25 protein-coding genes are annotated in these 24,091 nt (G+C 65.4%); 16 read left to right on the top strand and 9 right to left on the bottom strand.

What is annotated here, in order from left to right:
- The first annotated feature begins 26 nt into the window (after positions 1 to 26).
- A complete protein-coding gene (locus tag ACIBW7_RS37885) occupies positions 27 to 824 on the top strand; it encodes an amino acid ABC transporter ATP-binding protein (RefSeq protein ID WP_397055050.1) in 798 nt (265 codons plus the stop codon).
- A gap of 1 nt (position 825) precedes the next feature.
- Here the strand turns inward: ACIBW7_RS37885 and ACIBW7_RS37880 are convergent, their stop codons facing one another.
- Positions 826 to 1,719, bottom strand: a complete 894-nt coding sequence (locus ACIBW7_RS37880; RefSeq protein ID WP_397055048.1) for a LysR family transcriptional regulator — start codon at positions 1,717 to 1,719, stop codon at positions 826 to 828.
- Between the two features lie 71 nt (positions 1,720 to 1,790).
- Between ACIBW7_RS37880 and ACIBW7_RS37875 the strand changes: the two genes are divergently transcribed.
- The 3 genes from ACIBW7_RS37875 (at position 1,791) to ACIBW7_RS37865 (ending at position 4,293) form a co-directional block, all read left to right on the top strand.
- Positions 1,791 to 3,155, top strand: coding sequence for an FAD-binding oxidoreductase (locus tag ACIBW7_RS37875; RefSeq protein ID WP_397055046.1), 1,365 nt, complete (start codon positions 1,791 to 1,793; stop codon positions 3,153 to 3,155).
- Between the two features lie 74 nt (positions 3,156 to 3,229).
- Entirely contained in the window at positions 3,230 to 4,114 is an 885-nt protein-coding gene (locus ACIBW7_RS37870) for an SPFH domain-containing protein (RefSeq protein ID WP_397055045.1), read from the top strand.
- An 8-nt stretch (positions 4,115 to 4,122) separates the two neighbouring features.
- Positions 4,123 to 4,293 (top strand): toxin-antitoxin system HicB family antitoxin, encoded by a 171-nt coding sequence (locus ACIBW7_RS37865; protein ID WP_157124548.1) that lies wholly within the window; start codon positions 4,123 to 4,125, stop codon positions 4,291 to 4,293.
- A gap of 74 nt (positions 4,294 to 4,367) precedes the next feature.
- On the opposite strand, the gene ACIBW7_RS37860 is transcribed toward ACIBW7_RS37865, so the two are convergent.
- Positions 4,368 to 5,264 carry an SDR family NAD(P)-dependent oxidoreductase gene (locus ACIBW7_RS37860; RefSeq protein ID WP_397055042.1) on the bottom strand — a complete coding sequence of 299 codons (897 nt, stop codon included), beginning with the start codon at positions 5,262 to 5,264 and terminating at the stop codon, positions 4,368 to 4,370.
- Between the two features lie 43 nt (positions 5,265 to 5,307).
- Here ACIBW7_RS37860 and ACIBW7_RS37855 point away from each other — a divergent pair, with 43 nt between their 5' ends.
- Together ACIBW7_RS37855 and ACIBW7_RS37850 are read left to right on the top strand one after the other, a co-directional pair.
- Complete coding sequence (locus tag ACIBW7_RS37855; protein WP_397055040.1) at positions 5,308 to 5,895, top strand: TetR family transcriptional regulator; 588 nt, start codon at positions 5,308 to 5,310, stop codon at positions 5,893 to 5,895.
- Positions 5,896 to 6,008: 113 nt separating this feature from the next.
- The gene (locus ACIBW7_RS37850; RefSeq protein ID WP_397055038.1) at positions 6,009 to 6,590 is read left to right on the top strand and encodes a hypothetical protein; all 582 of its coding nucleotides are present in this window, start codon (positions 6,009 to 6,011) and stop codon (positions 6,588 to 6,590) included.
- Between the two features lie 4 nt (positions 6,591 to 6,594).
- Here ACIBW7_RS37850 and ACIBW7_RS37845 read toward each other — a convergent pair whose 3' ends face one another.
- Positions 6,595 to 7,449, bottom strand: a complete 855-nt coding sequence (locus ACIBW7_RS37845; protein ID WP_397055036.1) for a class I SAM-dependent methyltransferase — start codon at positions 7,447 to 7,449, stop codon at positions 6,595 to 6,597.
- Between the two features lie 291 nt (positions 7,450 to 7,740).
- Between ACIBW7_RS37845 and rpsA the strand changes: the two genes are divergently transcribed.
- The 5 genes from rpsA (at position 7,741) to ACIBW7_RS37820 (ending at position 13,266) form a co-directional block, all read left to right on the top strand.
- On the top strand, positions 7,741 to 9,210 hold the full coding sequence (rpsA, locus tag ACIBW7_RS37840; RefSeq protein ID WP_397055034.1) for a 30S ribosomal protein S1: 1,470 nt from the start codon (positions 7,741 to 7,743) through the stop codon (positions 9,208 to 9,210).
- A 183-nt stretch (positions 9,211 to 9,393) separates the two neighbouring features.
- Entirely contained in the window at positions 9,394 to 10,353 is a 960-nt protein-coding gene (locus ACIBW7_RS37835) for an SPFH domain-containing protein (protein ID WP_397055032.1), read from the top strand.
- 67 nt (positions 10,354 to 10,420) lie between these two features.
- Positions 10,421 to 10,804: a hypothetical protein gene (locus ACIBW7_RS37830; RefSeq protein WP_397055030.1), complete on the top strand. Its 384-nt coding sequence runs from the start codon at positions 10,421 to 10,423 to the stop codon at positions 10,802 to 10,804.
- A gap of 263 nt (positions 10,805 to 11,067) precedes the next feature.
- On the top strand, positions 11,068 to 12,612 hold the full coding sequence (locus tag ACIBW7_RS37825; RefSeq protein WP_397055028.1) for a phospholipase C: 1,545 nt from the start codon (positions 11,068 to 11,070) through the stop codon (positions 12,610 to 12,612).
- Between the two features lie 21 nt (positions 12,613 to 12,633).
- Entirely contained in the window at positions 12,634 to 13,266 is a 633-nt protein-coding gene (locus ACIBW7_RS37820; protein ID WP_397055026.1) for a TetR/AcrR family transcriptional regulator, read from the top strand.
- Here ACIBW7_RS37820 and ACIBW7_RS37815 read toward each other — a convergent pair.
- The 3 genes from ACIBW7_RS37815 to ACIBW7_RS37805 form a co-directional block, all read right to left on the bottom strand.
- A complete protein-coding gene (locus ACIBW7_RS37815) occupies positions 13,253 to 14,200 on the bottom strand; it encodes an MMPL family transporter (protein WP_397055137.1) in 948 nt (315 codons plus the stop codon). The two genes, ACIBW7_RS37820 and ACIBW7_RS37815, sit on opposite strands and share 14 nt — an antisense overlap.
- Positions 14,085 to 15,479, bottom strand: a complete 1,395-nt coding sequence (locus ACIBW7_RS37810) for an MMPL family transporter (RefSeq protein WP_397055024.1) — start codon at positions 15,477 to 15,479, stop codon at positions 14,085 to 14,087. Before ACIBW7_RS37810 ends, ACIBW7_RS37815 begins: the two co-directional genes overlap by 116 nt.
- 179 nt (positions 15,480 to 15,658) lie before the next feature.
- The gene (locus ACIBW7_RS37805) at positions 15,659 to 15,871 is read right to left on the bottom strand and encodes a hypothetical protein (protein ID WP_397055146.1); all 213 of its coding nucleotides are present in this window, start codon (positions 15,869 to 15,871) and stop codon (positions 15,659 to 15,661) included.
- 296 nt (positions 15,872 to 16,167) lie between these two features.
- Between ACIBW7_RS37805 and coaE the strand changes: the two genes are divergently transcribed.
- Complete coding sequence (gene coaE, locus ACIBW7_RS37800) at positions 16,168 to 17,379, top strand: dephospho-CoA kinase (RefSeq protein ID WP_397055022.1); 1,212 nt, start codon at positions 16,168 to 16,170, stop codon at positions 17,377 to 17,379.
- A 10-nt stretch (positions 17,380 to 17,389) separates the two neighbouring features.
- Here coaE and ACIBW7_RS37795 read toward each other — a convergent pair whose 3' ends face one another.
- Positions 17,390 to 17,914 carry a DUF402 domain-containing protein gene (locus tag ACIBW7_RS37795; protein ID WP_397055020.1) on the bottom strand — a complete coding sequence of 175 codons (525 nt, stop codon included), beginning with the start codon at positions 17,912 to 17,914 and terminating at the stop codon, positions 17,390 to 17,392.
- A gap of 75 nt (positions 17,915 to 17,989) precedes the next feature.
- Entirely contained in the window at positions 17,990 to 18,631 is a 642-nt protein-coding gene (locus ACIBW7_RS37790) for a DUF402 domain-containing protein (protein WP_397055018.1), read from the bottom strand.
- A 272-nt stretch (positions 18,632 to 18,903) separates the two neighbouring features.
- Here ACIBW7_RS37790 and uvrB point away from each other — a divergent pair, with 272 nt between their 5' ends.
- On the top strand, positions 18,904 to 21,087 hold the full coding sequence (gene uvrB / locus ACIBW7_RS37785; RefSeq protein WP_397055016.1) for an excinuclease ABC subunit UvrB: 2,184 nt from the start codon (positions 18,904 to 18,906) through the stop codon (positions 21,085 to 21,087).
- A gap of 38 nt (positions 21,088 to 21,125) precedes the next feature.
- On the opposite strand, the gene ACIBW7_RS37780 is transcribed toward uvrB, so the two are convergent.
- Positions 21,126 to 21,605, bottom strand: a complete 480-nt coding sequence (locus ACIBW7_RS37780; RefSeq protein WP_040688990.1) for a VOC family protein — start codon at positions 21,603 to 21,605, stop codon at positions 21,126 to 21,128.
- A 53-nt stretch (positions 21,606 to 21,658) separates the two neighbouring features.
- On the opposite strand from ACIBW7_RS37780, the gene ACIBW7_RS37775 reads away from it, so the two are divergent.
- The 3 genes from ACIBW7_RS37775 to ACIBW7_RS37765 all read left to right on the top strand — a co-directional run bounded on the left by ACIBW7_RS37775 (position 21,659) and on the right by ACIBW7_RS37765 (position 24,039).
- On the top strand, positions 21,659 to 22,540 hold the full coding sequence (locus ACIBW7_RS37775; protein ID WP_397055013.1) for a DUF6597 domain-containing transcriptional factor: 882 nt from the start codon (positions 21,659 to 21,661) through the stop codon (positions 22,538 to 22,540).
- A gap of 79 nt (positions 22,541 to 22,619) precedes the next feature.
- Complete coding sequence (locus tag ACIBW7_RS37770) at positions 22,620 to 23,036, top strand: DoxX family protein (protein WP_397055011.1); 417 nt, start codon at positions 22,620 to 22,622, stop codon at positions 23,034 to 23,036.
- A gap of 550 nt (positions 23,037 to 23,586) precedes the next feature.
- A complete protein-coding gene (locus ACIBW7_RS37765) occupies positions 23,587 to 24,039 on the top strand; it encodes a universal stress protein (protein WP_397055009.1) in 453 nt (150 codons plus the stop codon).
- Positions 24,040 to 24,091: the final 52 nt, after the last annotated feature.

Below are 24,091 nucleotides of genomic sequence, written 5' to 3'. Positions count from 1 at the left end.
GAGCCGAGCGCCAGCGAGGCGCAGGTATGACCGCGACGACAGACAAGATAGAGCCGACCGACGCCCAGCCGATGATTTTCGCGGACCGGGTGTGCAAGAACTTCGGTGCGCTGCAGGTGCTCAAGGGTATTTCGCTCGAGGTCGGGCGGGGCGATGTGCTGTGCCTGATCGGGCCCTCGGGTTCGGGTAAGTCGACCTTTCTGCGCTGTATCAACCACCTCGAGCAGGTGAATGCGGGGCGGCTGTACGTCGACGGCGATCTCATCGGCTATCGCGAAAAGGGCGGCAAACTTTACGAATTGCACCCGCGCGATGCGGCCAAGCAGCGCCGCGATATCGGCATGGTGTTCCAGCATTTCAATCTGTTCCCGCATCGGACGGCGCTGGAGAACATTGTCGAGGCGCCCATTCAGGTAAAGGGCATCCGCAAGGCGGACGCGGTGACGCGTGCGCACGAGTTGCTGGACCGAGTCGGCATGGGGGACAAGGCGAATGCCTATCCGGCCCAGCTCTCCGGCGGCCAGCAGCAGCGCGTCGCGATCGCCCGGGCGCTTGCCATGGATCCCAAGCTGATGCTCTTCGACGAGCCCACCTCGGCGCTGGATCCGGAATTGGTCGGCGAGGTGCTCGGGGTCATGCGCGAACTCGCCGCCGACGGTATGACGATGGTGGTCGTCACCCACGAAATGGGTTTCGCCCGTGAGGTTGCCGACCAACTGGTGTTCATGGACGGCGGTGTGGTCGTGGAGGCGGGTAATCCGCGCGAGGTGCTCGCCGCCCCGAAACATGAACGCACCAAGGCGTTCCTGTCGCGGCTGCTCTGAATCAGCGGCCGCCCAAGCCGATACGGAGTTGTCCGAGTAGGACTTTCGCGGCCGGACTGCCCGGGCGATCGCGCCGCCACGCCAGCGCGAGTTGCCCGCGCAGCTCCGGTTCGGTGATCGGCAGCACCCGCACGCCGAATGCCGCGGCCTCCTCGGCGGTCAGCGCGGGCACCACCGCGATACCGAGGCCGCGGGCGGCGAGCCGGAGCAACAGCGGGGGAGCGGCGGCCTCGAATGCGATATCGGGTTCGAATCCCGCTGCGGCACAGGCACGATCGAAGACACCCCGGATGCCGGTGCCGCGCGGTAGACAGATCAGCGGGTGCTCACGCAACTGGTCGAGCGCGATCGATGCACGCTTATTGCCGCCCAGCGCGACCGCCGCGACCACCGGCGTATCGAGCACAACATCGGTGCCGATATCGGCACCGATCTCCGCACCGGTCAATCCGACCAGGGCGATATCCAGCTCGCCGCTGCGCACCGCCGCGAGCATCCGTTCGGAGGTGTCCTCGGTCAGGCTGATGCCGACCTGCGGGTGGTCGTCGTGAAAATCCGCGAGCACCGAGGCGATATCGAATTCCTCGTCGCCCGCGCCGGAGATGCATCCGAGGCGGACGTGTCCGCGCAGTAGTCCGGTGAATTCGTCCACCGTCGTGGTAATCCGCTCGGTCGCTGCCAGCGCGGCCCTGGCATGCGGTAGCACCGCCGCGCCCACCTCGGTCAAGGTCACCGAGCGGCCGCCGCGATCCAGAAGTGGTTGTCCCAGTTCGTGTTCGAGCTGGCGGATCTGCGCGCTGAGTCCGGGTTGGGCCAGGTGCAATCGGGCGGCGGCGCGGGTGAAGTTGGCCTCCTCGACCACGGCCACGAAGTAGCGGAGTTGACGCAGTTCCATAACTATTGATTATAGGTCTAAGCAGAACTATCTGTTGTACTTCTGGCTTGGCGCGCGGCATCGTCTAAGGCATGGGAAACACCGCAGAGATCATCGACACCTTCACCGGCCCGGTCTTCCGCCCCGGCGACGCCGGATATGACGAAGAGATCACCGGCTTCCAGGCCGCGTACCACCACCGCCCCGCGCTGGTCGTCGGCGCGGTGCATGCCGAGGATGTGCGCAGTGCGGTGGAATATGCCGCGTGCCACGGACTTCCGGTCGCGGTGCAGGCCACCGGGCACGGACTCTCGGTCGCGGCCGACGGCGGCGTGCTGATCAGCACCCGCCGGATGACCGATATTCGGATCGACCCGCAGGCACGCACCGCCTGCGTCGGCGCCGGAGTGCGGGCAGGCGCGCTGGTCGAGGCCGCCGCACCGTACGGGCTGGCGCCGCTGAATGGGTCCTCGCCGTCGGTCGGGGTCGTCGGCTACAGCCTCGGTGGCGGATTGGGCCTGCTGGCACGGCAATTCGGCTACGCGGCCGAACATGTGCGGGTCATCGAGATCGTCACGGCGGACGGTCGGGTCCGCACGCTGACCCCCGGCGACGAACTCTTCGGCGCGGTGCTCGGCAGTGGTGGCAACTTCGGCGTGGTGACCGCGCTGGAACTGGAACTCGTCCCGGTCGCCACCGTCTACGGCGGCCAGTTGGTCTTCGACACCCCACTGGTCGAGCAGGCTCTGGAAGCCTGGAAGGACTGGACCGCGACGTTGCCCGACGAGGTGAACTCGACGGTCACCGTCATGACATTCCCGCCCATTCCACAGATTGCGGAACCGCTGCGCGGGCGCTATGTGGCATCGATCCGGATCGCCTACAACGGATCCGCCGAGGACGGCGAGCGTCTGGTCGCGCCGTTGCGCGCGGCCGGGGATCGTTTGAAGGACGACCTACGGCTCATGCCGTACACCGAGTCGCACACCATTCACAGCGATCCCGACCACCCGCATGCCTACGCCGCCACCAACGCCTTGCTCGGTGAACTCACCGGAGAAACGTTGTCCGCGTTGCTCACTGCCACCGGACCCGAATCGTCGATCCAGGCGGTGGTCGATATCCGGCACCTCGGCGGTGCGCTGGGCAGGCGTGGTCCGGCGGGGATCTCGGTGGACAACCGGGATGCCGAGTACATCGTTCGCGTCATCACCATGCCCGCACCCGATGCGGGTGACGCTGCGCCCGAGGATCATGCGGTGGTCCGCGCGGCACTCGCGCCGTGGACCGTCGGCCACAGCCTGAACTTCCTCTACGGTGCGGGTGCCGCCGCCGACGAGGCGCAGACCCGAGGTGGCTACGCGCCGGACACCTACGCCCGGCTGGCCGCGCTGAAGGCGAAGTACGACTCCCGCAATATGTTCCGCTTCAACCGCAACATCACACCCGCGAACTGACCGCCGCAAGCACCTATCTCCCGAGGCGGTCGGGTGCTATCTTCATGATATCACTTTGATACTCGGAGGATGTTATGAAGCTTCGGTCGGCGTTCCACGTCAACGGCTTTCTGGTGCTGGTGTCGTGGTTTGTCCTCACGCTCCTGATCGGTGGCGGCGCCATCGCCGGATACGCCGTGGCCGCGCACAACGACAATGTGCCTGCCCTGGTCGGCGCGATCATCGCGACCGTGGTCGTGGTCGTGCTCCTGCTGCTGGTCACCGGGCTCACCGTGGTGAATCCCAACGAGGCCAAGGTCGTTCAGTTCTTCGGCCGCTACATCGGCTCGCTGAGCGAACCCGGCTTCTACTCCGTGGTGCCGCTCACCGACCGGCGCAGCATCTCGCTGAAGGTGCGTAACTTCGAAACCCAGAAGCTCAAGGTCAACGATGCGGACGGCAATCCGGTGGAGATCGCCGCCGTCGTGGTCTACCGGGTGGTCGACAGCTTCAAGGCCGCATTCTCGGTCGACGACTACGAGGAGTACGTCGAGACCCAATCCGAGGCAGCGGTACGGCATCTGGCCACGACCCACCCCTACGACGCCCACGACCAGAACACAACCAGCCTGCGCGATGGCGCCGAGGTGGCCGAGGAATTGACCATCGAACTGCGCGACCGCACCGATCTGGCGGGTATCGAGGTCATCGAGGCCAGGATCACCCACCTTGCCTACGCGCCGGAGATCGCCCAGGCAATGCTCGTGCGGCAGCAGGCTGCCCAGGTGGTCGCCGCGCGCACCCGCATTGTCGAGGGCGCGGTCGGTATGGTTCGGCTCGCACTGGACCGGCTCGCCGAACAGGGCGTCGTCGAGCTCGACGAGGAACGCAAGGCCGCCATGGTCTCGAACCTGCTGGTCGTGCTCTGCGGTGATCGCGCCACCCAACCCGTCGTCAATACCGGCTCGCTCTACTCCTGAGTCGCCTCATGGCTGAGCGCAAGAAGATCCTGCTACGCCTGGACCCGGCGATACACGAGGCCGTTGCCCAATGGGCCGCCGACGATCTGCGCAGTATCAATGCCCAGATCGAGTACGCATTGCGCCTCGCGTTGAAACAGGCGGGCCGAAGCCCGAAGGCGAAACCGGCCGAGGAGTAGCCGGAATAGGCTCTGCCGCAACGATGCCGAATGCCCACGGGTGTTCGGCATCGTCGGTATTCGTCTGCGATGTGTCAGCGCGTGAGTTCGCCAAGGAGTTCGAGGCTATCGGTGTAGAGCGCGTGTTGCGCGTCCTGGTCATAGGACGCCTTCGATGACGGTTTCGCGGTGCGGCCCACGAAGTACCGGCCGGTCACCTCGGCGAGCGACGGATCGGTAACCAGCCGTGCGAGAGCCTTGCCCGATCGGCGCGGCGTATTGACGCCGGGTAATAACACCAGACCCCGAGCGACCGTGTGCCACCACAGTTGTGCCACCGATCCGGAATCCCTGGCGAGTCCGGTGCCAGGCATCAATCCCGGATCGAAGGCATTCACCGTGATGCCGCGCGCCTCGAACTGTCGTGCCAATTCGTAGGTGGTCTGCAGGTTCGCCAACTTCGACGTGCTGTAGCGGCGGCGACCGTCGCGCGGCGCGGATTCGGTCGGCTTGGGCGGGTATGCGAGTTCGCGGACATTGGTATCCAGCGGATCGGGCATGCCGGTGATCTGTTTCGGATCATGTGTGGCCGAGCCGACGAAAACGATGCGCGCGGGTGCGATCAGGTCGCCGAGCAGCGCTTGGACCAGTGCGAGGTGTCCGAGATGGTTGACACCGAAGGTTGCTTCCACACCGTCCTCGGTGTAGGTCCGGCGGGTGTACTGCAGTCCGGCATTGCACACCAGCGCGCGCAACGGGGGCAGTCCGCTCGTGCGGAATTCATCGGCGAAATGGGCGACAGAGGCGAGTGCGCCGAGGTCGAGTGTTGCCGCCTGCGCGCCGATGGCGGCGGCTTCGGCACGGGCCCGTTCGGCGTCGCGCCCGGTCACGACGACCGTCCACCGCGGGTCGGCGGCGATCGCCCTGGCGCATTCGCGGCCGAGTCCGCTGGTGCCGCCGGTGATCACAACGGTTCTGTCACTTGTTGTCATATGGCAGAGTCTGCCATATGGCGCGCTATGCGACAATATTCCGATGTCATTGCGGGATCGGAAGAAGGAGCGGACCAGGCGGGCGATCGCCGATGCCGCGCTGCGATTGTTCGTCGAGCGCGGGTACGACGCGGTGACCGTGGCGGATATCGCCGCCGAGGCCGATGTCGGGACGCGCACCCTGCATCGGTACTACGCCGGCAAGGACGAATTGCTGTTCGCCGAGGACGACGAGAACCGCGCGGAGTTGGCCCGGCTGCTGGCCGACCGCCCGGCCGATGAATCCCCCGAGGACACCTTGGTCGCGGTCATCGGCCCGCTGGTCGAACGTGCCGCCGGCCGCATCGCCGACGCGCGCGCCCGCGATGCGCTGATCGCAGGCAACCCGGCCCTGCAGGCCCGTGAGCTGGCCAAGCGAAATGCGGTGGAATCCCTTGTCGCCGAACACCTTGCGCGCCGATTAGGAGTGACGGCGGGCACCGATGTCCGGCCGCTGCTGTGGGCCAAGGTCGGCATGGCATGTTTCTTCGCCGGCTACGAGATCTGGCTGCATACCGGCGGTGACCTAGGCACACATATCGGCGATGCACGTGCCGCGCTGCTCACCGAATTTCGTTCGGCCGGTATATGACTTCGCAAACTGGTGGTTTGGTCGCGGCCGGTTTCGAGAGCGCCGCCAGTTCATCCGGGGGGCGCGACATTCGACGAGCAGGCACTGAGCGCACGGGCGGGTAGCGTGATCGGGTGCCAATCTCGTTCGACACCAGTGGATTACAGCAGCTCGACAGCAACGCGTGGCGGGATCCCGCCACGGGCGACATTGTCCAGTTGAGTTACTTCGATCTGGTACCAGATCTGCCCGCACCACTGACGGACCTGGCTACCCTGCGCCGCAGGCTCGCCGAAATCCATGCCGAAAGCGGTTGTCTCATCGAGGCTTTCGTCGTCGGTATCGATTCGCACCCCGCGCTGCTGCGGCTGCAGAAGATGCGACTGCCGGATCAGCCGACGGGCCTGATCTTCGCCGCCTCGCTCACCGTGCCGAAGGCGAATTGCAGTGCGGTGCTACAGATCCTCTGCCCGGAGACCGGCACCACCGGAATCCGTGAGGCGGTCCTCGCGCTGGAAATCGGCTTCGACAATATGTACCCGCCCCATCCGTACGCACCCGGTCTGCAAGGCGCGCTGCCCTATAACTTGGCAGATGACCTGCGCTGGGACGAGCGCTTCCCGGATCATCCGCTCTCGCGTGCCCGCCGCTGGGTGGCATATACCTGCCCCGCCGCCCGTCTCGATCCGAACTTCGCGGCCCTCCTGGCGTTCTGAGAAATCAGGCGTCGACCGGTTTGTGGGTGACGAAGATGGCGGTGCCGGGGAACAACTCACCCCGCAGCGGACTCCACTGTCCCCACTCCCGCTCGAGCCACTCCGGCCAGTCCGGTTCGACGATGTCATCGAGCAGCAGGCCCGCGGCGACGATCTCGCGCACCCGATCGCCGATCGTGCGGTGGTGTTCGACGTAGGTCGGCGCGCCCTCGCTGTCGACCTCTACATACGGCGTGCGGTCGAAATAGGGGATCGAGGCGGTCAGACCGGCGGGTCCGGGGTCGTCCGGAAATATCCAGCGCATCGGATGGTTCACCGAGAACACCCATCGTCCGCCCGGCCGCAACACCCGCGCAACCTCGCGCATCACCAGTTCGGAGTCCGCGACGAACGGGACCGCGCCGAAGGACGAGCACGCCAGATCGAAGGATTCATCGGCGAACGGCAATGCCTCGGCCCCCGCCTGCACCAATGGCACCCGCGGTCCGCCGCGCGTCATCGCAGCGAGTCCGCGCGCGAGCATCCCCATGGACAGGTCGAGCCCGACCGGCTGCGCCCCCTGCCCGGCCAACCAGCGCGAACACGGTGCGGATCCGCATCCGATCTCCAGGATCCGCTTACCCGCGACCTCGCCGAGGAAATGCATATCGCCCTCGTGTAAGCCCTCCGGGCACCAGATGAATTCGCCCTCGGGGGAGTCGACGCCGAGAAAGTCGGCGTGGGTTTCGTGATACTGGTCGGCATCGGCGTCCCACCAGCGCCGACTGGCCTGCTGACTGGCGGCCGAGCCGATTCTGGTCCGCGCGGTCGCGGTGGTCCCTAGCAGTGCATTTGCCTGCGCATGGCGATCTTCCGACACGCCGTCAGACTATCCCGGCGTGGCGTCGGGACCGGTTTGCCCGGCCGGACCAAGGTCGCGTACGCTGAACGCGCGAGTGTCTTGGGTATTGCCCGTACCGGTGTCATTGCAGTAACAATCTGCGAGGGCAACTGTACAGAAGTAACGCCAACACCCGTGCTGAGTTTCACAAGCGTTTGCGTGCGGTACGTTCATTATGTCCGTCACGTCGCGTCATCGCGGTGAGATCGCAGCGTACCGAAAGTTCCAATGTCCGCAACCGACCACAATCCGTCCGGAGCAAACCGACATATGCCCACCACCGTCACCTCGCCGCAGGTAGCCGTCAACGATATCGGCTCCGCCGAGGACTTCCTCGCCGCCATCGACGCCACGATCAAGTACTTCAACGACGGCGACATCGTCGAAGGAACCATCGTCAAGGTCGATCGCGACGAGGTCCTGCTCGACATCGGTTACAAGACCGAAGGCGTCATCCCCTCTCGCGAACTCTCCATCAAGCACGATGTCGACCCCAACGAGGTCGTTTCCGTGGGCGATGAGGTCGAGGCTCTTGTTCTCACCAAGGAGGACAAAGAAGGCCGCCTGATCCTGTCGAAGAAGCGGGCGCAGTACGAGCGGGCGTGGGGCACCATCGAGGAGCTCAAGGAGAAGGACGAGGCCGTCAAGGGCACCGTCATCGAGGTCGTCAAGGGCGGTCTGATCCTGGACATCGGTCTGCGCGGCTTCCTCCCGGCCTCCCTGGTCGAGATGCGCCGGGTCCGCGACCTCCAGCCGTACGTCGGCAAGGAGATCGAGGCCAAGATCATCGAGCTGGACAAGAACCGCAACAATGTGGTCCTGTCCCGCCGCGCCTGGCTCGAGCAGACCCAGTCCGAGGTCCGCAGCGAGTTCCTGCACCAGCTGCAGAAGGGCCAGGTCCGCAAGGGTGTGGTCTCCTCGATCGTCAACTTCGGCGCGTTCGTCGATCTCGGCGGCGTCGACGGTCTGGTGCACGTCTCCGAGCTGTCCTGGAAGCACATCGACCACCCGTCCGAGGTTGTCGAGGTCGGCAACGAGGTCACCGTCGAGGTCCTCGATGTCGACCTGGACCGCGAGCGGGTTTCGCTGTCGCTCAAGGCGACCCAGGAAGATCCGTGGCGTCAGTTCGCCCGTACCCACGCGATCGGCCAGATCGTGCCGGGCAAGGTCACCAAGCTGGTTCCGTTCGGTGCGTTCGTGCGCGTCGAAGAGGGCATCGAGGGCCTGGTGCACATCTCCGAGCTGGCCGAGCGCCACGTGGAGGTCCCGGACCAGGTTGTCGCGGTCGGCGACGACGCGATGGTCAAGGTCATCGACATCGACCTGGAGCGTCGCCGGATCTCGCTGTCGCTGAAGCAGGCGAACGAGGACTACCACGCCGAGTTCGACCCGTCGAAGTACGGCATGGCCGACAGCTACGACGACCAGGGCAACTACATCTTCCCCGAGGGCTTCGACCCCGACACCAACGAGTGGCTCGAGGGCTTCGACAAGCAGCGCGAAGAGTGGGAAGGCCGCTACGCCGAGGCGGAGCGTCGCCACAAGATGCACACCGCGCAGATGGAGAAGATGGCGGCCGACGCCGCGGCCGAGGCCGCGAACGGCGGCGGCGCGTCGGGCAACTACTCCTCCGAGAGTGGTTCGCAGGCGTCCTCCGGCCAGGCTGAGTCGGCTGGCGGTTCGCTCGCCAGCGACGCCCAGCTCGCGGCCCTGCGTGAGAAGCTCTCCGGCAACGCCTGATTCGTAGAGCAGTAGCGAAGGCCCCGGTCCGATCGGACCGGGGCCTTTGTGTTGCGGCAACCGGTAGTGTGCCCGGACTGGGGAGCAATCCGGGCAAGAACGATTATCTCGACCAAGTGGTGGCGCAGCAGGCGGCGCTCGAGGGTGATCTGTGCAGCCGCAAACCCCGGCGCCCCGGCGCCGATGCCGGCGGCCGCGGCGCCGGCGGCACCGGGCGGTCCGGTGCGGCGCAGTGCGATCGCCAAGCGGGCCGAACAGATCGGGCCCGCACCACATGGCAGTGGTCCGGGGCCGGTGGAGGTCCGGGTCACCGGATTCTGGCGCTGGCAAACGGTTTTGGTGCCGCCCAACGCCTTCGTCGTGCACACCCGCCGCGGTCGCGGCGAACCGCTGCACATCGGACTCGGGGTGTCGTTCCGGTTCAACCCCGCGACGGATTCGTATCTCGTTGTGCCGGGCGCGATGCAGACGATTCTCATCAACGCCTACTGCATCTGCAATGAACTGCAAGGTGTGCTGGTGCAGGGCTATGTGCAGTGGATCATCGAGGATTTCGCCACCGCGTATCGCAAGCTGGACTTCTCCGATGCCGAAGATCCCATGCGGCTGGTCAACATTCAGCTGCGCGAGCAGGCCGAGGCGGCCATCAAGGACAAGGTCTCCACGATGGGTGTGCGCGATGTGCTCAGCGATAAGCAGCCGATCATCGAAGAGTTGACCGCGCGGCTGCGGGCGGTCGCCGAGGGCAGCGCCGATCGAAATGCCGAGGCGGGCAGCGATCGTGGGCTCGGCCTGCGCATTGTCACGGTGCAGATCAAGGAGGCGGTGGTCAGCTCCTCGACGCTGTGGGAGAACTTGCAGAAGCCCTACCGCAGCGAACAGAACCAGATCGCCCGCCTCGCGGAACTCGCTGCGCAGGAAGTGCTTTCGGCCCGTGGGACCGAGGCGAATCGGGTCGCGGAGGAGCGCAGGATCGAGAACGAGCGGGAATTGGCCGAACTGCGGGCACGCAACGAGGCCGCGCAGTTCGACCGCGAGACCGCGGAACGGTTGCGGCGCACCACCCGTGAGCGAGCGCAGCGAGTGAACCATCGGCACAGCGCGCCGGTGCGCACGACGGAGCCGAGCGCTAGCGAGGCGTAGTCGTGAGCACGACGATCAGCGCGCGGTCGCCGATCTGGCCAAGGAGACCGCACTGCACGCGCTGCGGTTGGAGCGCGAGCAACATGGTGAGCAGGCCGAAAACCTACGCAGAAAGCTGGAATTGCGGGAGCTGGAACTCGACGGTGAGATCGCTGTCGCGGCCCGGCGCTCGCGGGCGGCGCATGATGACGCCCTGCTCGATCTGGAACGGGATCGGATTCGGATCGACAATACGAATCACCGCTCGGCCTCCGCTACGCAGGCGCAGCTGGTCGATTCGCTCCCGCAGATCGTCGCGCAGTTGCCGACTCCCGCTGAACTCAAGACGTATCAGTTGGGCGGGGATCTGTCCGGATTGTCCGCGCTGATCGGGCAACTGACGCGAGTGCTGGAAACCTGGTCCGCGGCCCGGCCGGTCGTCGAGCCGGGCAGCACCGAACTCGACGGATAGTGCTGCGCCGCAGATGATCTCGGCCATCTCATGCGCTCCGTCGTTGATCCGCCGTCGTCAGTGTGGCGCCACGCCGATCAGATCCGCCTCGTCCCGTCGCGGTTCGCGTGCGCTCCGGCGGCGGCGCAGGCAAAACGGCAAGTCGGACACTTGACCAAGTTCACCGCGAGGCGTGATCGACTTCGCGGTAGGGTGCAGGCGGCACGCGGCTCGATCGAGCCGGGTGGCAGTGGCTTGGCAGGTGCAGGGAAGGAACAGCACACATGTGCGCAGCGAGTCCGTTCAGCGGTCTCAACCGTAGGCAGTTCCTGGCGAAGGCCGCCGCGGCGGGAGCGGTGGGCGCATTGGCGTCCTGGGCCGATCCGATCATCGAACGCGCCTACGCCGCCGATCCGGCCGGCACCGGCGGGCTCGGCGATATCGAGCATTTCGTGCTGCTCATGCAGGAAAACCGTTCCTTCGACCACTATTTCGGCACCATGTCCGGTGTGCGCGGCTTCGGCGAGGCATCCAAGGCGTGGCAGCAGTACGGATGGATGCCCGGTGTCGGTCCCACCCCGGACGGCTTCGTGAATCCGTTCCGCCTCGACACCACCCGTGGCGCGACCCTCGACGGTGAATGCATCAACGATCCGGACCACAGCTGGGGCGGGATGCACCGCGCTTGGAACGGCGGTGCCAACGACCAATGGATGCCGATGTCCATTGCCGGCGTCGGCCCGGCCAACGCACCCGCGGCCATGGGCTACTACCTGCGCGAGGACATTCCGATCCACCATGAACTCGCGGATGCGTTCACCATCTGCGACAACTACCATTGCTCGGTGCTGGGCCCTACGGACCCGAACCGGCTGTACTGGATCAGCGCGACCATCGACCCGGACGGCGTGGCCGGTGGGCCCCTGCTGGAGACGCCCCCGCTGATCCCACAGCACGTCTACAGCTGGCGGACCTACCCGGAGAACCTCGCCGAGGCGGGCGTCAGCTGGAAGGTCTACAACAATCGCGATGTCGGCCCGCTGTCCTCGGTGATTCTGGACGGCATGCTCGGCTGTTTCACCCAATCCTCGGATCCGAATTCCGAATTGGCTCGGCGCGGTCTTGCGCCGGTGTATCCCAACGACTTTCAGGCCGATGTCGCCAATGACACGCTGCCCGCCGTGTCCTGGGTGATTCCGTCGTTGATCAACTGCGAACATCCCGCGTTGCCCGCGGCGTTCGGTGCGTACGGCATCGTGCAACTGCTCGATATCCTCACCTCCAATCCGAAGGTGTGGGAGAAGACCGCGCTGATCATCAGCTACGACGAGAACGGCGGCTTCTTCGACCACGTCACCCCGCCGACCGCGCCTGCGGGCACACCGGGCGAATTCGTCACCGTGCCGCTGGATCGGGTGAAGGCGTCGAATGGCATCGCGGGTCCGATCGGTTTGGGGTATCGCGTTCCCGGCCTGGTGATTTCGCCGTACAGCCGCGGCGGGCTGGTCGCCTCGGAGACCTTCGATCACACCTCCCAGCTGCGACTGCTGGAGACCCGCTTCGGCGTCGAGGTGCCGAATCTGACGCGGTGGCGGCGCAGCGTCACCGGCGATATGACCTCGGCCTTCGATTTCGGCTCGACCCCGGATGCGGCGAAGCCGGTGCTGAGTGATCCGAAGCCGAAGATGGATGCCGCGATCGCCCAGTGCGGCCCGAATATCACATTGGGCACCACAAACTCGGGTGTGCCGTATCCGGTGCCGCCCAATCAGATGCCGACTCAGCAGCCCGGTTCGCGACGCCGTCCGAGTGGCATCGTTCGGGGCTAGGTCGCGGGTATTCTTGCCCTGATGTCCGAGTCCGCCGTCGAGTTCACCGGGACCGCCTGGGAACGCAGGAAGATCGAGGCGATGAGCCGCATCCAGCGTGTCGCGCTGGATCTGTTCGATGCGCACGGGTATCGCAACGTGACGGTGGAGCGGGTCGCGGCGGCGGCCGGGGTGTCGCCGAGTTCGGTGTACCGATACTTCGGCACCAAGGAGATGCTCGTCCTCTACGATGAGGCCGATCCGCGGGTTCTCGATGTGCTGCGGACGGCCGGCGGCGGCGATACCGTCGAGCCCGCCGAGCTCATCCGCGTCGCGCGTTTGATCGTGCCGGTGCTGATCGAATCGCTGCTGACCGCCGAATCCGAGCGGCGGATCCGCAGGCGGCTGCGGTATGTGGCGACGATCCCGGAGATCAAGGACGGGCAGACCAGGCAGATGCGGGATATGGCCGACCAATTCCGGGTGCTGTTCGCCGAACGGATCGGCCGCAAGGGCGACGACCTGACGATCGGAATCGCCGCGGCCTTCGGTGTGTGGGGATGTGTTGCGGCCCTGGACCATTGGGCCGCCGGGGATTTCACCGAACCGCTGAAGGACGTCTACACCAAGGCGATCGGCTCGATCATCGATTCGATCGAGGTCATGTTCCGGTAGTCGCGGCGGTTTCCGCCGTGCGTCCGCCGATGCGCGGCAGCCACCAGTTCCACCGGCCGAACAACTGCATGAAGGCGGGCACCAGCACCAGCCGGACCAGCAGTGCGTCGATGGTGATGGCCACGGCGAGCGCGAATCCGATCTGCTTCAGCTCCAACACATTTGCAGTCAGGAAGCTCGCGAAAACGGCGACCATGATGGCGGCCGCCGCGGTGATGGGCCGGGCGGTGCGTTGCAGTCCATCCGCGACCGCGGCGGCGTTGTCGCCGGTTTCGTCCCAGTGTTCCTTCATTCGCCGGATCAGGAATACCTCGTAATCCATGGACAGGCCGAACAATACGGCGAATACGAGCATCGGTAGATACACCTGCAGGAATCCGGTGCCGTGGAAGCCGAGCGCGGATTCGCCGACGCCGTGCTGGAATACCGCGACGGTCAATCCGAGTGCGGCGCCGGTAGCCAGCAGGTTGAGCAGAATTGCCTTGAGTGCCAAGACAATACTGCGGAATGCCACGATCAGGAATGCCAGCGATACCGTCAATACGAGCAATATCACCCAGGGAAAGCGGGCGGTAATCCGTTGCGACACATCGGCGAACGCCGCCGACGTGCCGCCGACTCGAATTTCGACACCGTCGAGAGCCGTTGTACGAGTGCGGATATCGGAGACCACGTCGGTGGCGGCGGTCGAGTCGAACGCGACCTTTGGCACCACGACGGCCAGTATCCGGCCGTCGGCCTGCTGCGGCAGCACCGTGGCGATGCGCGGGTCACGGGACAGTTCGGTGATGAATCGATCGGCGTCGGAACGGGTTTCGTCACCGAGCGACCCGCTGTCCGGACCGGTGGCGACCACCTCGATCGGCGCGAGCAGCCCGGGACCGAAATTGTCCTCGACGAGTTCGGTCGCCTGACCCGTCGGTCGATTCGCCAATGAGGTGAGGCCCATATCGACGCCGTAGCGGATGTCGGTAATCGGTGCCGCCGCGGCCAGTAGCAGACCGACCCCGATCGCGCCGAAGAGCACCGGGCGTCCCATGACGGTATGCGCCCACCGCGCCCACGCGCTCGAGGCCGTTGCGGGGCCGCAGCCGGATCGGCAGCGGACCGCGATTCACCGCAGGGCCCAGCGCCGCAAGCAGCGCGGGCAACAGGGTGAAGGCCGCGATCAGCGTGGCGATGACGGCCACCACCACACCGATCGCGACACCGTTCAGCATCGGCAGCCCGACCACCGACAGCGCGCACAGCGAGATCATCACGATGAAGCCCGAGGCCAGAATGGTGCGGCCGGTGGTATCGATCGCTGTGCCGACGGCCGCCGCGATGGCCTGCGTCGATCGTCGATCACGCACTCCGCGCCGGGTCAACTCCTCGTTGAATCGGCTCACGATGAACATCGCGTAGTCGATCGCGGTGCCGGTGGCGATCATCGTGGCCACCGAGAGCACCAGTGAATCGAAGGTCAGAAAGGTGGTCAGGCCGAAGAGCGCGCCAACGGCCACGGCGATGCCCGCCGCCGTGACCGTAATGGGCAGGGTGGCCGCGACCACCGCACCGAGGGCCAGCACCAGCACCGCGGTCGCCACGGGCAGGCCGATGGCCTCGGCGCGTTGCATATCGGTGGTCTCGATTTCGATGAGATCGGCCTGTGCGGGCGCGAACCCGGTGATCATGACCTCGACACCCGCCCCCGAAGCGGCAGCCAATTCGGACTTCAACTGTCGGGCGATCGCGACGCGCTCCGGTGTTTCGCCATCGACGCCGACAATGCCGAAGGCGGTGTGCCGGTCGGCCGAGATCTGGGCGGCGGCATTGCCTTCGAACGGGCCGATCGCACCTGCCACACCAGCGGCGGCACGGGTGGTGCCCAGCGCCCGATCGATCACCGTGCGGAACTCCGGCGTGTCGACGGTGCGCTGCTCGGAATGGAAGACGATGAGGTCCTGTTCGGTGCCGAAGCGCGCGAAGTGTTCGGCGACAAGGTGATCGACGGTCACCGATTCGGATCCGGGGACCGAATAGTCGGGCGTGCTGAGGCGGTCGTGCAGTGCCGGATAGGCCGATCCGCAGGCGATGGCGAAGAGCAGCCAGGCACCGAGCACGACGCGGCGACGGCGGGCCATCAGGGCGCCCCAGCGGCCGACCGCGCCCAGTTTTCCGGTGCCCGTGGACTCGGGCGGGTCCGTCCTGGTCGCGGTCAGCTGCGTCATTGCCCCTCCACAAGACTACCTGAGAGTCACTCTCAGGTATTTTTCGCCATCCTAAAGAGGTTCGCGCATAAAGTGCAAGTGACTGTCAGAAAGTCATGGGTGCTGACGGCAGCACGAAGTGACCCAACCCCTGATGGGGCTGGGTCACCGGAAGTTTATGGCCAGATAGGCGGCTGAAATCAGCTGGCGGTCGCAGGCGCCCAGTACGCGGTCGCGGCAGCGGAGCGTTTTCGCATGGCCGCGAAGCTGTGCCGGGCGGGGCTGATCAAAGCGGTGAACCACGAGCGGCGGTGCTCGGCGAGCGCGGCCGCGACGGCGGGGTGCTTGATGCAGTGCATGCCCCCCGCCCTACCCAGGCGGTGGCGACCCACCTGGTTGATTTTGGTGCCCAATGATGTTCCTTTGCTTGCTGGTGCTGGCCTGGATCGCCACGGCGAAGATTAGTCGAACGAAAGTGTTCGGCACAGTATTTTGCACGAGTAATTGCCTCGGCGTGTCGGAAAGTTGTGGTCCGGGGGCGGGAATCGACCGGAAATGTTGCGAGATGGTCTCGGCCTAGTCACGGATCGGGCAAATGGTGTTTCAGACGGTGGAATGCACGGCGCGAGTGGGTATTCCAGCCGATTGGATGGATTGCGCGCACAGGGGGTTGCGTTCGGCGCCACAGCGCGGATGCGAGACTGGTCGAATGTTGCGGATCGGCCTCACCGGAGGCATGGGAGCGGGCAAGTCGACGGTGGCGCGGATTCTCGCCGAGCTCGGCGCGGTGATCATCGATTCCGATGTGATCGCCAGGGAGGTCGTCGAACCGGGTACCGAGGGCCTCACGGCGTTGGCGGCGGCGTTCGGCCCCGACATCCTCGCCGCCGACGGCAGCCTGGACCGGCCGGCGCTGGCGGCCAAGGCATTCGGAAACGACGACGCCCGCACGACGTTGAATTCCATTGTCCATCCATTGGTCGGTAAACGAACCACGGAATTGATTTCCGCCGCGCCGTCGGATGCGATTCTCGTTCAAGATATTCCACTTCTGGTGGAAAACGGTCTCGCGCCGCTGATGAATCTCGTATTGATCGTCGACGTGCCCGCGGAAACTCGGATACGGCGATTGGTGGAATTCCGTGACGTTTCCGAAACGGATGCACGGGCGCGTATTTCGGCGCAGGCCACCGATGAACAACGCCACGCCGTGGCGGATGTGCTGCTGGACAATAGCGGTGAACCGGGGGCCATCGATCCGGTTGTCCGGCAATTGTGGACGCAACGGTTGGTGCCGTTCGAGGAGAACCTGCGCACCGCGACACCGGCGCGGCGCAAGGAGTTGCGCGTCGTGCCCGCGAATCCGGAGTGGGCGGCCCAGGCACAGCGGCTCATCGCCCGGCTGTGGGTGGCATGTGGTCCGGCGGCATCGCGAATCGACCACATCGGCTCGACAGCGGTGCCGGGATTGCCCGCCAAGGATGTGATCGATGTGCAGATCACCGTCGCGGATCTCGCGGCCGCCGATGGGCTGCGAGATGCGTTGGGGGCGGCCGGTTTTCCGGTTCGGCCCGATATCACCGGTGACAGCCCGAAGCCGACGGCGGCAGATCCGGCAGGCGGCGATACGGCACTGTGGGCCAAGCGGTTTCATCAGAGTGCCGATCCGGGGCGGTTGGCGAATGTACATATCCGGGTGACGGGCTCGCCGGGGCAGGAGTTCGCGCTGCTGTTCCGGGACTGGCTGATCGCCGATGCGGCGGTGCGCGCGGAGTATCTGGAGGTGAAGCGCGAGGGCGAGGCCAAGGCGGCCGGGCTGACCGGCGAGGCGGCGACGCTGGCGTATCTGGATGTGAAGGAACCATGGTTCGACGCTGCCTACCCGCGGGCAGCGGCCTGGCGCGACAGCGTCGAACACTGAGCGGGCGGTACTACAGCCAGGTCAGGGTGATGTCCAGGGTGGCGAGCCAGCGGTCGAGCGAGTAGCCGTTGGCGGCGATGCCATCGATCGCGATCGACGCGTGTTCGATGGCGGCCTGGGCTTCGCGGAGGGTGATGAATCCCGCGGTGTGCGCGGCGAGTAACTCGTCCACGTCGAGCAGTTCGATCTCGCGTTCCGAGCGCACCACTATGTCGAGGTAGTGGTCCACCGACTTCCACTTCTTCGGACCGACCTGGGTGAATTGGCCGAGGTCGAGGTAGTAGTCCTGATCGCGCTGATGCGCGGGGTGATAGTGGAAGATCGTCACCCGAATGGAAAGGCCGGGGAGCAGCCACGATTCGACGTAATGGAACTGCGGATGATCCGAGGTGCGCGCCATGTACAGGCCCCACGGCTCGGCCCGGTAGCGCTCGACCGGCCGGACGAAGCCCTTCGGGTCCGTGTTGGTCAGGTCCGCGAGATTGAAGTACTCGACCTTGGGCCTGTGCACGTCCACTGATGGTGCCTGTGTCATGCAAATAGAATCTACCGCCGCTGCCGCGCCGTCGAGTGGTACGGCAGAGGTTGGGCAGATCGTCCGGCGGATCGGCTACATCCAGGTGAGCGTGATCTCCCTGGTGGCAAGCCAGGGCTCGACCTCGTGTCCGTGTGCGGCCAGGCCCTCCATCGCCTTGGTCGCCCGGTCCAGCGCATGATGCGCGTGTGTCGAGTCGATGAGACCGGCCGAATGGGCGGCCAGCAGATCGTCCACCCCACGCAATTCGGCCGCGCGGGAGTGGCGCACCGCGATCTCGAGGTACTGGTCCATCGACTTCCACCGCTTGGGCTCGATCCGGGTGTACTCGCCGATATGCAGACAGTAGTCCAGGTCGCGGTGATGTCCGGGCTGGTAGTGCACGATCGTCACGCGCAACCAGAGTTCGGGCAGCAGCCAGGTCTCCATGTATTGAATCCGTGGACCGCCGACCGTGCGCGCTACATACAGGCCCCACGGCTCGACGTGCACGCGGTCGATCGGGCGCACGAAACCCTTGGGATCGGTCATGGTCAACTCGGCGATATTGAAATGTTCGATCTTCGGTCTTAGCTGGGTGGTAGTCATCGGCGATCCCGGTGCGGCGGTGGTGGTTGGCTGGATCAGGGGCGCGACCCCCCGGAAGTCACGCGCAACGTAACCGGCGATACCGGTCACAGCGGGCGCGGCGGCAAGCAATGGAATCAGAGCGCTCATGGCCTCATCCTCATGTCCGACAACCAAATCAGGCTACACCTGCTGCGGCCGGTTCGCCGATGCAGAGAAAACGCCGAATCTCGTTGCGACAACGGACATTAATGTCCGTTTACCTGCCCTATAAGACAGGTAACAGATTGCGTACCAGCCCTGGTGCGGGGTGGTGTATCAGATCGCGAAAGGATACGCCGATCGTGATCCGGTGACGAGCCCTTCGGCGGCAGATCCGCGGGCCGCAGAATCTGTCGGTGCCTGCGCCTAGGCTGGTGACCATGGCATTCGCAACCGAAATCCCGACGGAAGGCTACGAGGACCGGGGCACCCCGCTGGCGCATTCGGAGTTCCGGCCGGTCGGGGAGATCGAGCGGGCCGATGGGCAATTCCAGGTCGTCAGCGAACACCAGCCGGCCGGTGATCAGCCCGCGGCCATCGCTGAACTCGAGCGTCGCATCAATGCGGGCGAGCGTGACGTGGTGCTGCTCGGCGCGACCGGCACCGGTAAATCGGCCACCACCGCCTGGCTGATCGAGCGGCTGCAGCGGCCGACACTGGTGATGGCGCCGAATAAGACTCTCGCCGCGCAGTTGGCCAATGAGCTGCGAGAGATGTTGCCCAACAACGCAGTCGAGTACTTCGTCTCGTACTACGACTACTACCAGCCCGAGGCATACATCGCGCAGACCGATACCTATATCGAGAAGGACAGCTCGATCAACGACGATGTCGAGCGGCTGCGGCATTCGGCCACCTCGAGTCTGCTCTCGCGTCGCGATGTCGTGGTGGTCGCGTCGGTGTCGTGCATCTACGGCCTCGGTACACCGCAGTCGTATCTGGATCGGTCGGTGCAGCTGGATGTCGGCACCGAAATCGATCGCGACGCATTCCTGCGGCTGCTGGTCGACGTGCAATACACGCGCAACGACATGTCCTTTACCCGCGGTTCGTTCCGGGTGCGCGGTGACACCGTCGAGATCATCCCGTCCTACGAGGAACTCGCGGTGCGCATCGAATTCTTCGGCGACGAGATCGAGGCGCTGTACTACCTGCATCCGCTCACCGGCGATGTGGTGCGGCAGGTCGATACCGTCCGGATCTTCCCGGCCACGCACTACGTCGCGGGTCCGGAGCGGATGGAGCGTGCGGTTCGCGATATCGAAGCCGAACTCGAGGAGCGGCTGGCCGAGTTCGACCGCCAGGGCAAACTGCTGGAGGCGCAGCGGCTGCGTATGCGCACGCAGTACGACCTGGAGATGATCCGCCAGGTCGGGTTCTGCTCGGGCATCGAGAACTACTCGCGACATATCGACGGGCGCCAGGCAGGGTCGGCGCCCGCCACGCTGCTGGACTACTTCCCGGAGGACTTCCTACTCGTCATCGACGAGTCGCATGTCACCGTTCCACAGATCGGCGGTATGTACGAGGGCGATATGTCGCGCAAGCGCAATCTGGTCGAGTACGGGTTCCGGCTGCCGTCGGCGATCGACAACCGACCGCTCACCTGGGAGGAGTTCGCCGAGCGGATCGGGCAGGCGGTCTATTTGTCGGCTACTCCGGGGCCGTACGAACTGGGCCAGGCCGGCGGCGAGGTGGTCGAGCAGGTGATCCGGCCGACGGGTCTGGTCGACCCGCAGGTCGTCGTCAAGCCGACCAAGGGCCAGATCGATGATCTGGTGCACGAGATCCGGCTGCGGACCGAGCGTGACGAACGGGTGCTCGTCACCACGCTGACCAAGAAGATGGCCGAAGACCTCACCGACTACCTGCTCGGGCTCGGTGTCCGGGTGCGGTATCTGCATTCGGAGATCGACACGTTGCGCCGGGTCGAACTGCTGCGACAGCTGCGACTGGGTGAGTACGACGTGCTGGTCGGCATCAACCTGCTCCGCGAAGGTCTCGACCTGCCCGAGGTGTCGTTGGTCGCGATCCTGGACGCGGACAAGGAGGGCTTCCTGCGCAGTAGCACCAGCCTCATCCAGACCATCGGGCGCGCGGCGCGCAATGTCTCCGGTGAAGTGCACATGTATGCGGACAAGATCACCGACTCGATGCAGCACGCGATCGAGGAGACCGACCGCCGCCGGGCCAAGCAGGTCGCCTACAACGAATCGATGGGCCTCGACCCGCAGCCGCTGCGCAAGAAGATCGCCGACATCCTGGATCAGGTGTATCAGGAGGCCGACGACAGCGAGGTGGCCGTCGGTGGCTCCGGTCGCAATGCCAGCCGCGGCCGTCGCGCCCAGGGCGAGCCGGGGCGGGCGGTCAGCGCGGGGGTGTACGAGGGCCGCGACGTCAAGTCGATGCCGCGGGCCGAATTGGCCGATCTGGTCAAGGAGCTCACTGCCCAGATGATGAATGCGGCCCGCGAGCTGCAGTTCGAATTGGCCGGTCGGCTGCGGGACGAAATCGCGGATCTGAAGAAGGAACTGCGCGGGATGGATGCCGCGGGGTTGAGTTGAGCGGCGGCGTCTTTCGACGCCGCCGGGCTCGGCATGGCTCAGCTCTGGGTGGCCATCCATTCGTTGACGCGGCGCTCGGCCTCTTCGCGCGAGACATTCTCGACCTTGGTCAGCACCGCCCAGCGGTGGCCGAAGGGGTCGAGGACCACGCCGAAGCGGTCACCGGTGACGAAGGTCTGCGGCTCCTCCGCACTGCGGGCGCCGTTTTCGATGGCTCGCTTGACGACCGCGTCGACATCGGGGCAGTAGTGCACGATCGAGGTGTGCACCCATTCGCCATTGGGAGCCAGGACATTGTTGTCCGGAATGGGCATGCCCAGTTGCAGGGTCGAGTCGCCGATCTTCAGTTCGGCGTGTGCGGGCTGGCCGTCGGGGAGATCGTTGCGGCTGATCACCTCGGCCTCGAAGACGTTGGTATAGAACTCGATTGCCTTATTGCCGTCGGGGACGGCCAGGAAGCAGGTGATGGAGTGGTAGCCGTCGGCGATGGGGTTCACGGTGTTCGCTGTTTCGCTCATGCCGATAAGCCTCGTCGAGCGCGGCGAAGTGGTCTTGTAAGAAAGCGACAGCCGTGACCGGCGCAGCCGACGGGCCGGTTCCGGTGCCCGCGCTCGACAATGTGAAGGGCATTCTGCATCCCGACGAGCAGGCCAGACATCGCTCGTTGGCGCGGTTGTCGGCCGGGCCGGAGGTCGGGCGGTTCGTCGAGTGGTATTGGTCGGTGCGCTGGGATCTGACCGGTCGGCCGCCGTACCACGCCGAGGTGTTGCCGTTCCCGTGCGTGAACGTCACCTTCGAACGCACCGAAACCCGAACCGGCGGTTTCGTCAACGGCGTCTGCACCACAAAGTTCGTCCGGGAGCTCAGCGGTATGGGGGAGACCTTCGGCGCGCGCTTTCGCGCCGGTGGATTCGGTGCGTTCACCGGACTGGATGTCGGTGCGTTCCGGGACACCGCCGTGCCGCTCACGGACGTGCTGCCCGAGGCGGCCGGACTGGCCGACCGCGTGTTGGCCGAATCCTCGGATATCAAGCGCCGCAGCATAATCGAGGATTTCCTGATCGGCCGAAAGGCCGCGGCAGATCCCAGCTACCGGCTGGTGCTGCGCATCGTCGACGCCATGGAACAGGACCAAGAACTCACCAGGGTCGATCAGGTCACCGATCGGTTCGATATCCCGATCCGCACATTACAGCGGATGTTCCGGCGCTATGTCGGCGCCGGACCGAAATGGGTGCTGCGCCGATATCGGCTCCAGGACGGCGCAGATCTACTCGCGCGCGGGCGCATCGAAGATCTCGCCGCCCTGGCCACCGAGTTGGGTTATTTCGATCAAGCGCATTTCTCGCGTGAGTTCACCGCGGAAGTCGGAATGGCGCCGCTGGAATACGCCAAGCATTCGCTACGCTCCCGTAACGAGGTGACTTCGAAGGTCGTCCCGACCACAATGTAGCTTGCAGGACCGCTCGCGTTCGACCCATTCGAGCACGAATCGGAATCGGCTCTCCACATCGGCGAATGAGGAGTTCGTGATGGATGTCTTGGTCTTGATAGGGCGAGTGCTTTTCGTGGTGTTGTTCTTCAGTTCCGCGTTCGGGCATTTCACGCAGACCGACGCGATGACCGATTATGCGCGGAGTCGCGGCCTGCCGCAGCCGCGGGTCGCGGTCCTGGCCGGTGGCGTCGTTCTCGCGGTCGGCGGCCTCAGCGTGCTGCTCGGTGTATGGGCCGACCTCGGGGCCCTGCTGCTGGTGATCATGCTGGTGCCGACGGCATTCTTGATGCACCAGTTCTGGAAGGAGACCGATCCGCAGGGCCGGCAGGGCGAGATGATCCATTTCAACAAGGATCTCGCGCTCGCCGGCGCTTCGCTGATGTTGTTCGCCTTCTTCGCGCATGTCGACGAACTTGGATTGACCATCACCGGACCGCTTTTCACCGGTCTGTAGATACGACCGGATTTGTGCCGATCACGCCGATATTGTGAGCCGTATAGACGCCGTCGGCATTTTCGGGTCGACGGACCTCCATCGCGGTAACTGCGGAACCGGGTGGATGGCGTCGGCCCGGCCGGGTACGTTCTTACCGGTCCCGGTCGGGCCGACATTGCCGTCGTATAGCGGCCGCGGTGGGGTATATGTGATGAATATCCCAGGGGGACAAGAACGTTCGCGCCGGTTGTGATGGATCACAAGTCGTGGACCCGGAAATTAGATCCGCCCAGGTCGCAAAGGTCCTGCGGCATTCGCCGGATGAACCTGTGTCGGTAAACCCAGAACACCAGAAGTGTGATGTGTTGCGATTTCTGCTATTTCCGGCCGATTTGCCGCTATGGTCGACCCCAGTCGCCGCGCTGGTGCCACGACTCCACGTGGCACCGGCGCAGGCACCCGACACCACATAGTTGGAGGAGAAAGCCGTGAGGGAGCGAAGCGAGCGAACCATGGGCGCAGCGCCACAGGCGGTCATGCCGGAGCCGAGCGCTAGCGAGGTGGAGGCATGACCGCCTACCGGACCATTGTCGTCGGTACCGATGGCTCGGACTCGTCGTACGTCGCCGTCGACAAGGCCGCTTCGCTGGCCGCGGCCGCTGGTGCGACCCTGGTTGTGGCCTGCGCCTACTACCCGACCGACGATCGCGATGTGGCTGCTGCCGCCGATGTGCTCAAGGACGAGGCCTACCAGGTGCGCGGCTCCGCGCCCACCAACGAGATCCTGCGCACCGCCCGCGACCGCGCGACCGCCGAAGGCGCCGAGGAGATCGTCGAGCGCGCGATCGTCGGTGAGCCCGTCGAATCGCTGCTCGCGCTCGTCAAGGAGGTCGAGGCCGATCTGCTGGTCGTCGGTAACCGCGGCCTGAACACCCTGGCCGGCCGGTTGCTGGGTTCGGTGCCCTCGGATGTGGCGCGCAAGTCCCGTTCGGATGTGCTGATCGTGCACACCGTCAGGTAAACAGTAAACCCGAAGCGACAGCCGCACATTCCCCAGGAATGTGCGGCTGTCG

Source organism: Nocardia sp. NPDC049526 (assembly GCF_044465765.1).
Lineage (GTDB): Bacteria > Actinomycetota > Actinomycetes > Mycobacteriales > Mycobacteriaceae > Nocardia.
This window is presented reverse-complemented; position numbering and strand designations above follow the sequence as displayed.

Coding starts and splice junctions, on each gene's coding strand:
- ACIBW7_RS37870 (WP_397055045.1), top strand. CDS start 3,230: ATGAAGCTTCGGTCGGCGTTCCACGTCAACGGCTTTCTGGTGCTGGTG.
- ACIBW7_RS37885 (WP_397055050.1), top strand. CDS start 27: ATGACCGCGACGACAGACAAGATAGAGCCGACCGACGCCCAGCCGATG.
- ACIBW7_RS37860 (WP_397055042.1), bottom strand. CDS start 5,264: ATGACAACAAGTGACAGAACCGTTGTGATCACCGGCGGCACCAGCGGA.
- ACIBW7_RS37865 (WP_157124548.1), top strand. CDS start 4,123: ATGGCTGAGCGCAAGAAGATCCTGCTACGCCTGGACCCGGCGATACAC.
- ACIBW7_RS37795 (WP_397055020.1), bottom strand. CDS start 17,914: ATGACACAGGCACCATCAGTGGACGTGCACAGGCCCAAGGTCGAGTAC.
- coaE (WP_397055022.1), top strand. CDS start 16,168: ATGTTGCGGATCGGCCTCACCGGAGGCATGGGAGCGGGCAAGTCGACG.
- ACIBW7_RS37880 (WP_397055048.1), bottom strand. CDS start 1,719: ATGGAACTGCGTCAACTCCGCTACTTCGTGGCCGTGGTCGAGGAGGCC.
- uvrB (WP_397055016.1), top strand. CDS start 18,904: ATGGCATTCGCAACCGAAATCCCGACGGAAGGCTACGAGGACCGGGGC.
- ACIBW7_RS37825 (WP_397055028.1), top strand. CDS start 11,068: ATGTGCGCAGCGAGTCCGTTCAGCGGTCTCAACCGTAGGCAGTTCCTG.
- ACIBW7_RS37835 (WP_397055032.1), top strand. CDS start 9,394: ATGCCGGCGGCCGCGGCGCCGGCGGCACCGGGCGGTCCGGTGCGGCGC.
- ACIBW7_RS37875 (WP_397055046.1), top strand. CDS start 1,791: ATGGGAAACACCGCAGAGATCATCGACACCTTCACCGGCCCGGTCTTC.
- ACIBW7_RS37820 (WP_397055026.1), top strand. CDS start 12,634: ATGTCCGAGTCCGCCGTCGAGTTCACCGGGACCGCCTGGGAACGCAGG.
- rpsA (WP_397055034.1), top strand. CDS start 7,741: ATGCCCACCACCGTCACCTCGCCGCAGGTAGCCGTCAACGATATCGGC.
- ACIBW7_RS37770 (WP_397055011.1), top strand. CDS start 22,620: ATGGATGTCTTGGTCTTGATAGGGCGAGTGCTTTTCGTGGTGTTGTTC.
- ACIBW7_RS37810 (WP_397055024.1), bottom strand. CDS start 15,479: ATGACGCAGCTGACCGCGACCAGGACGGACCCGCCCGAGTCCACGGGC.
- ACIBW7_RS37765 (WP_397055009.1), top strand. CDS start 23,587: ATGACCGCCTACCGGACCATTGTCGTCGGTACCGATGGCTCGGACTCG.
- ACIBW7_RS37780 (WP_040688990.1), bottom strand. CDS start 21,605: ATGAGCGAAACAGCGAACACCGTGAACCCCATCGCCGACGGCTACCAC.
- ACIBW7_RS37855 (WP_397055040.1), top strand. CDS start 5,308: ATGTCATTGCGGGATCGGAAGAAGGAGCGGACCAGGCGGGCGATCGCC.
- ACIBW7_RS37790 (WP_397055018.1), bottom strand. CDS start 18,631: ATGAGCGCTCTGATTCCATTGCTTGCCGCCGCGCCCGCTGTGACCGGT.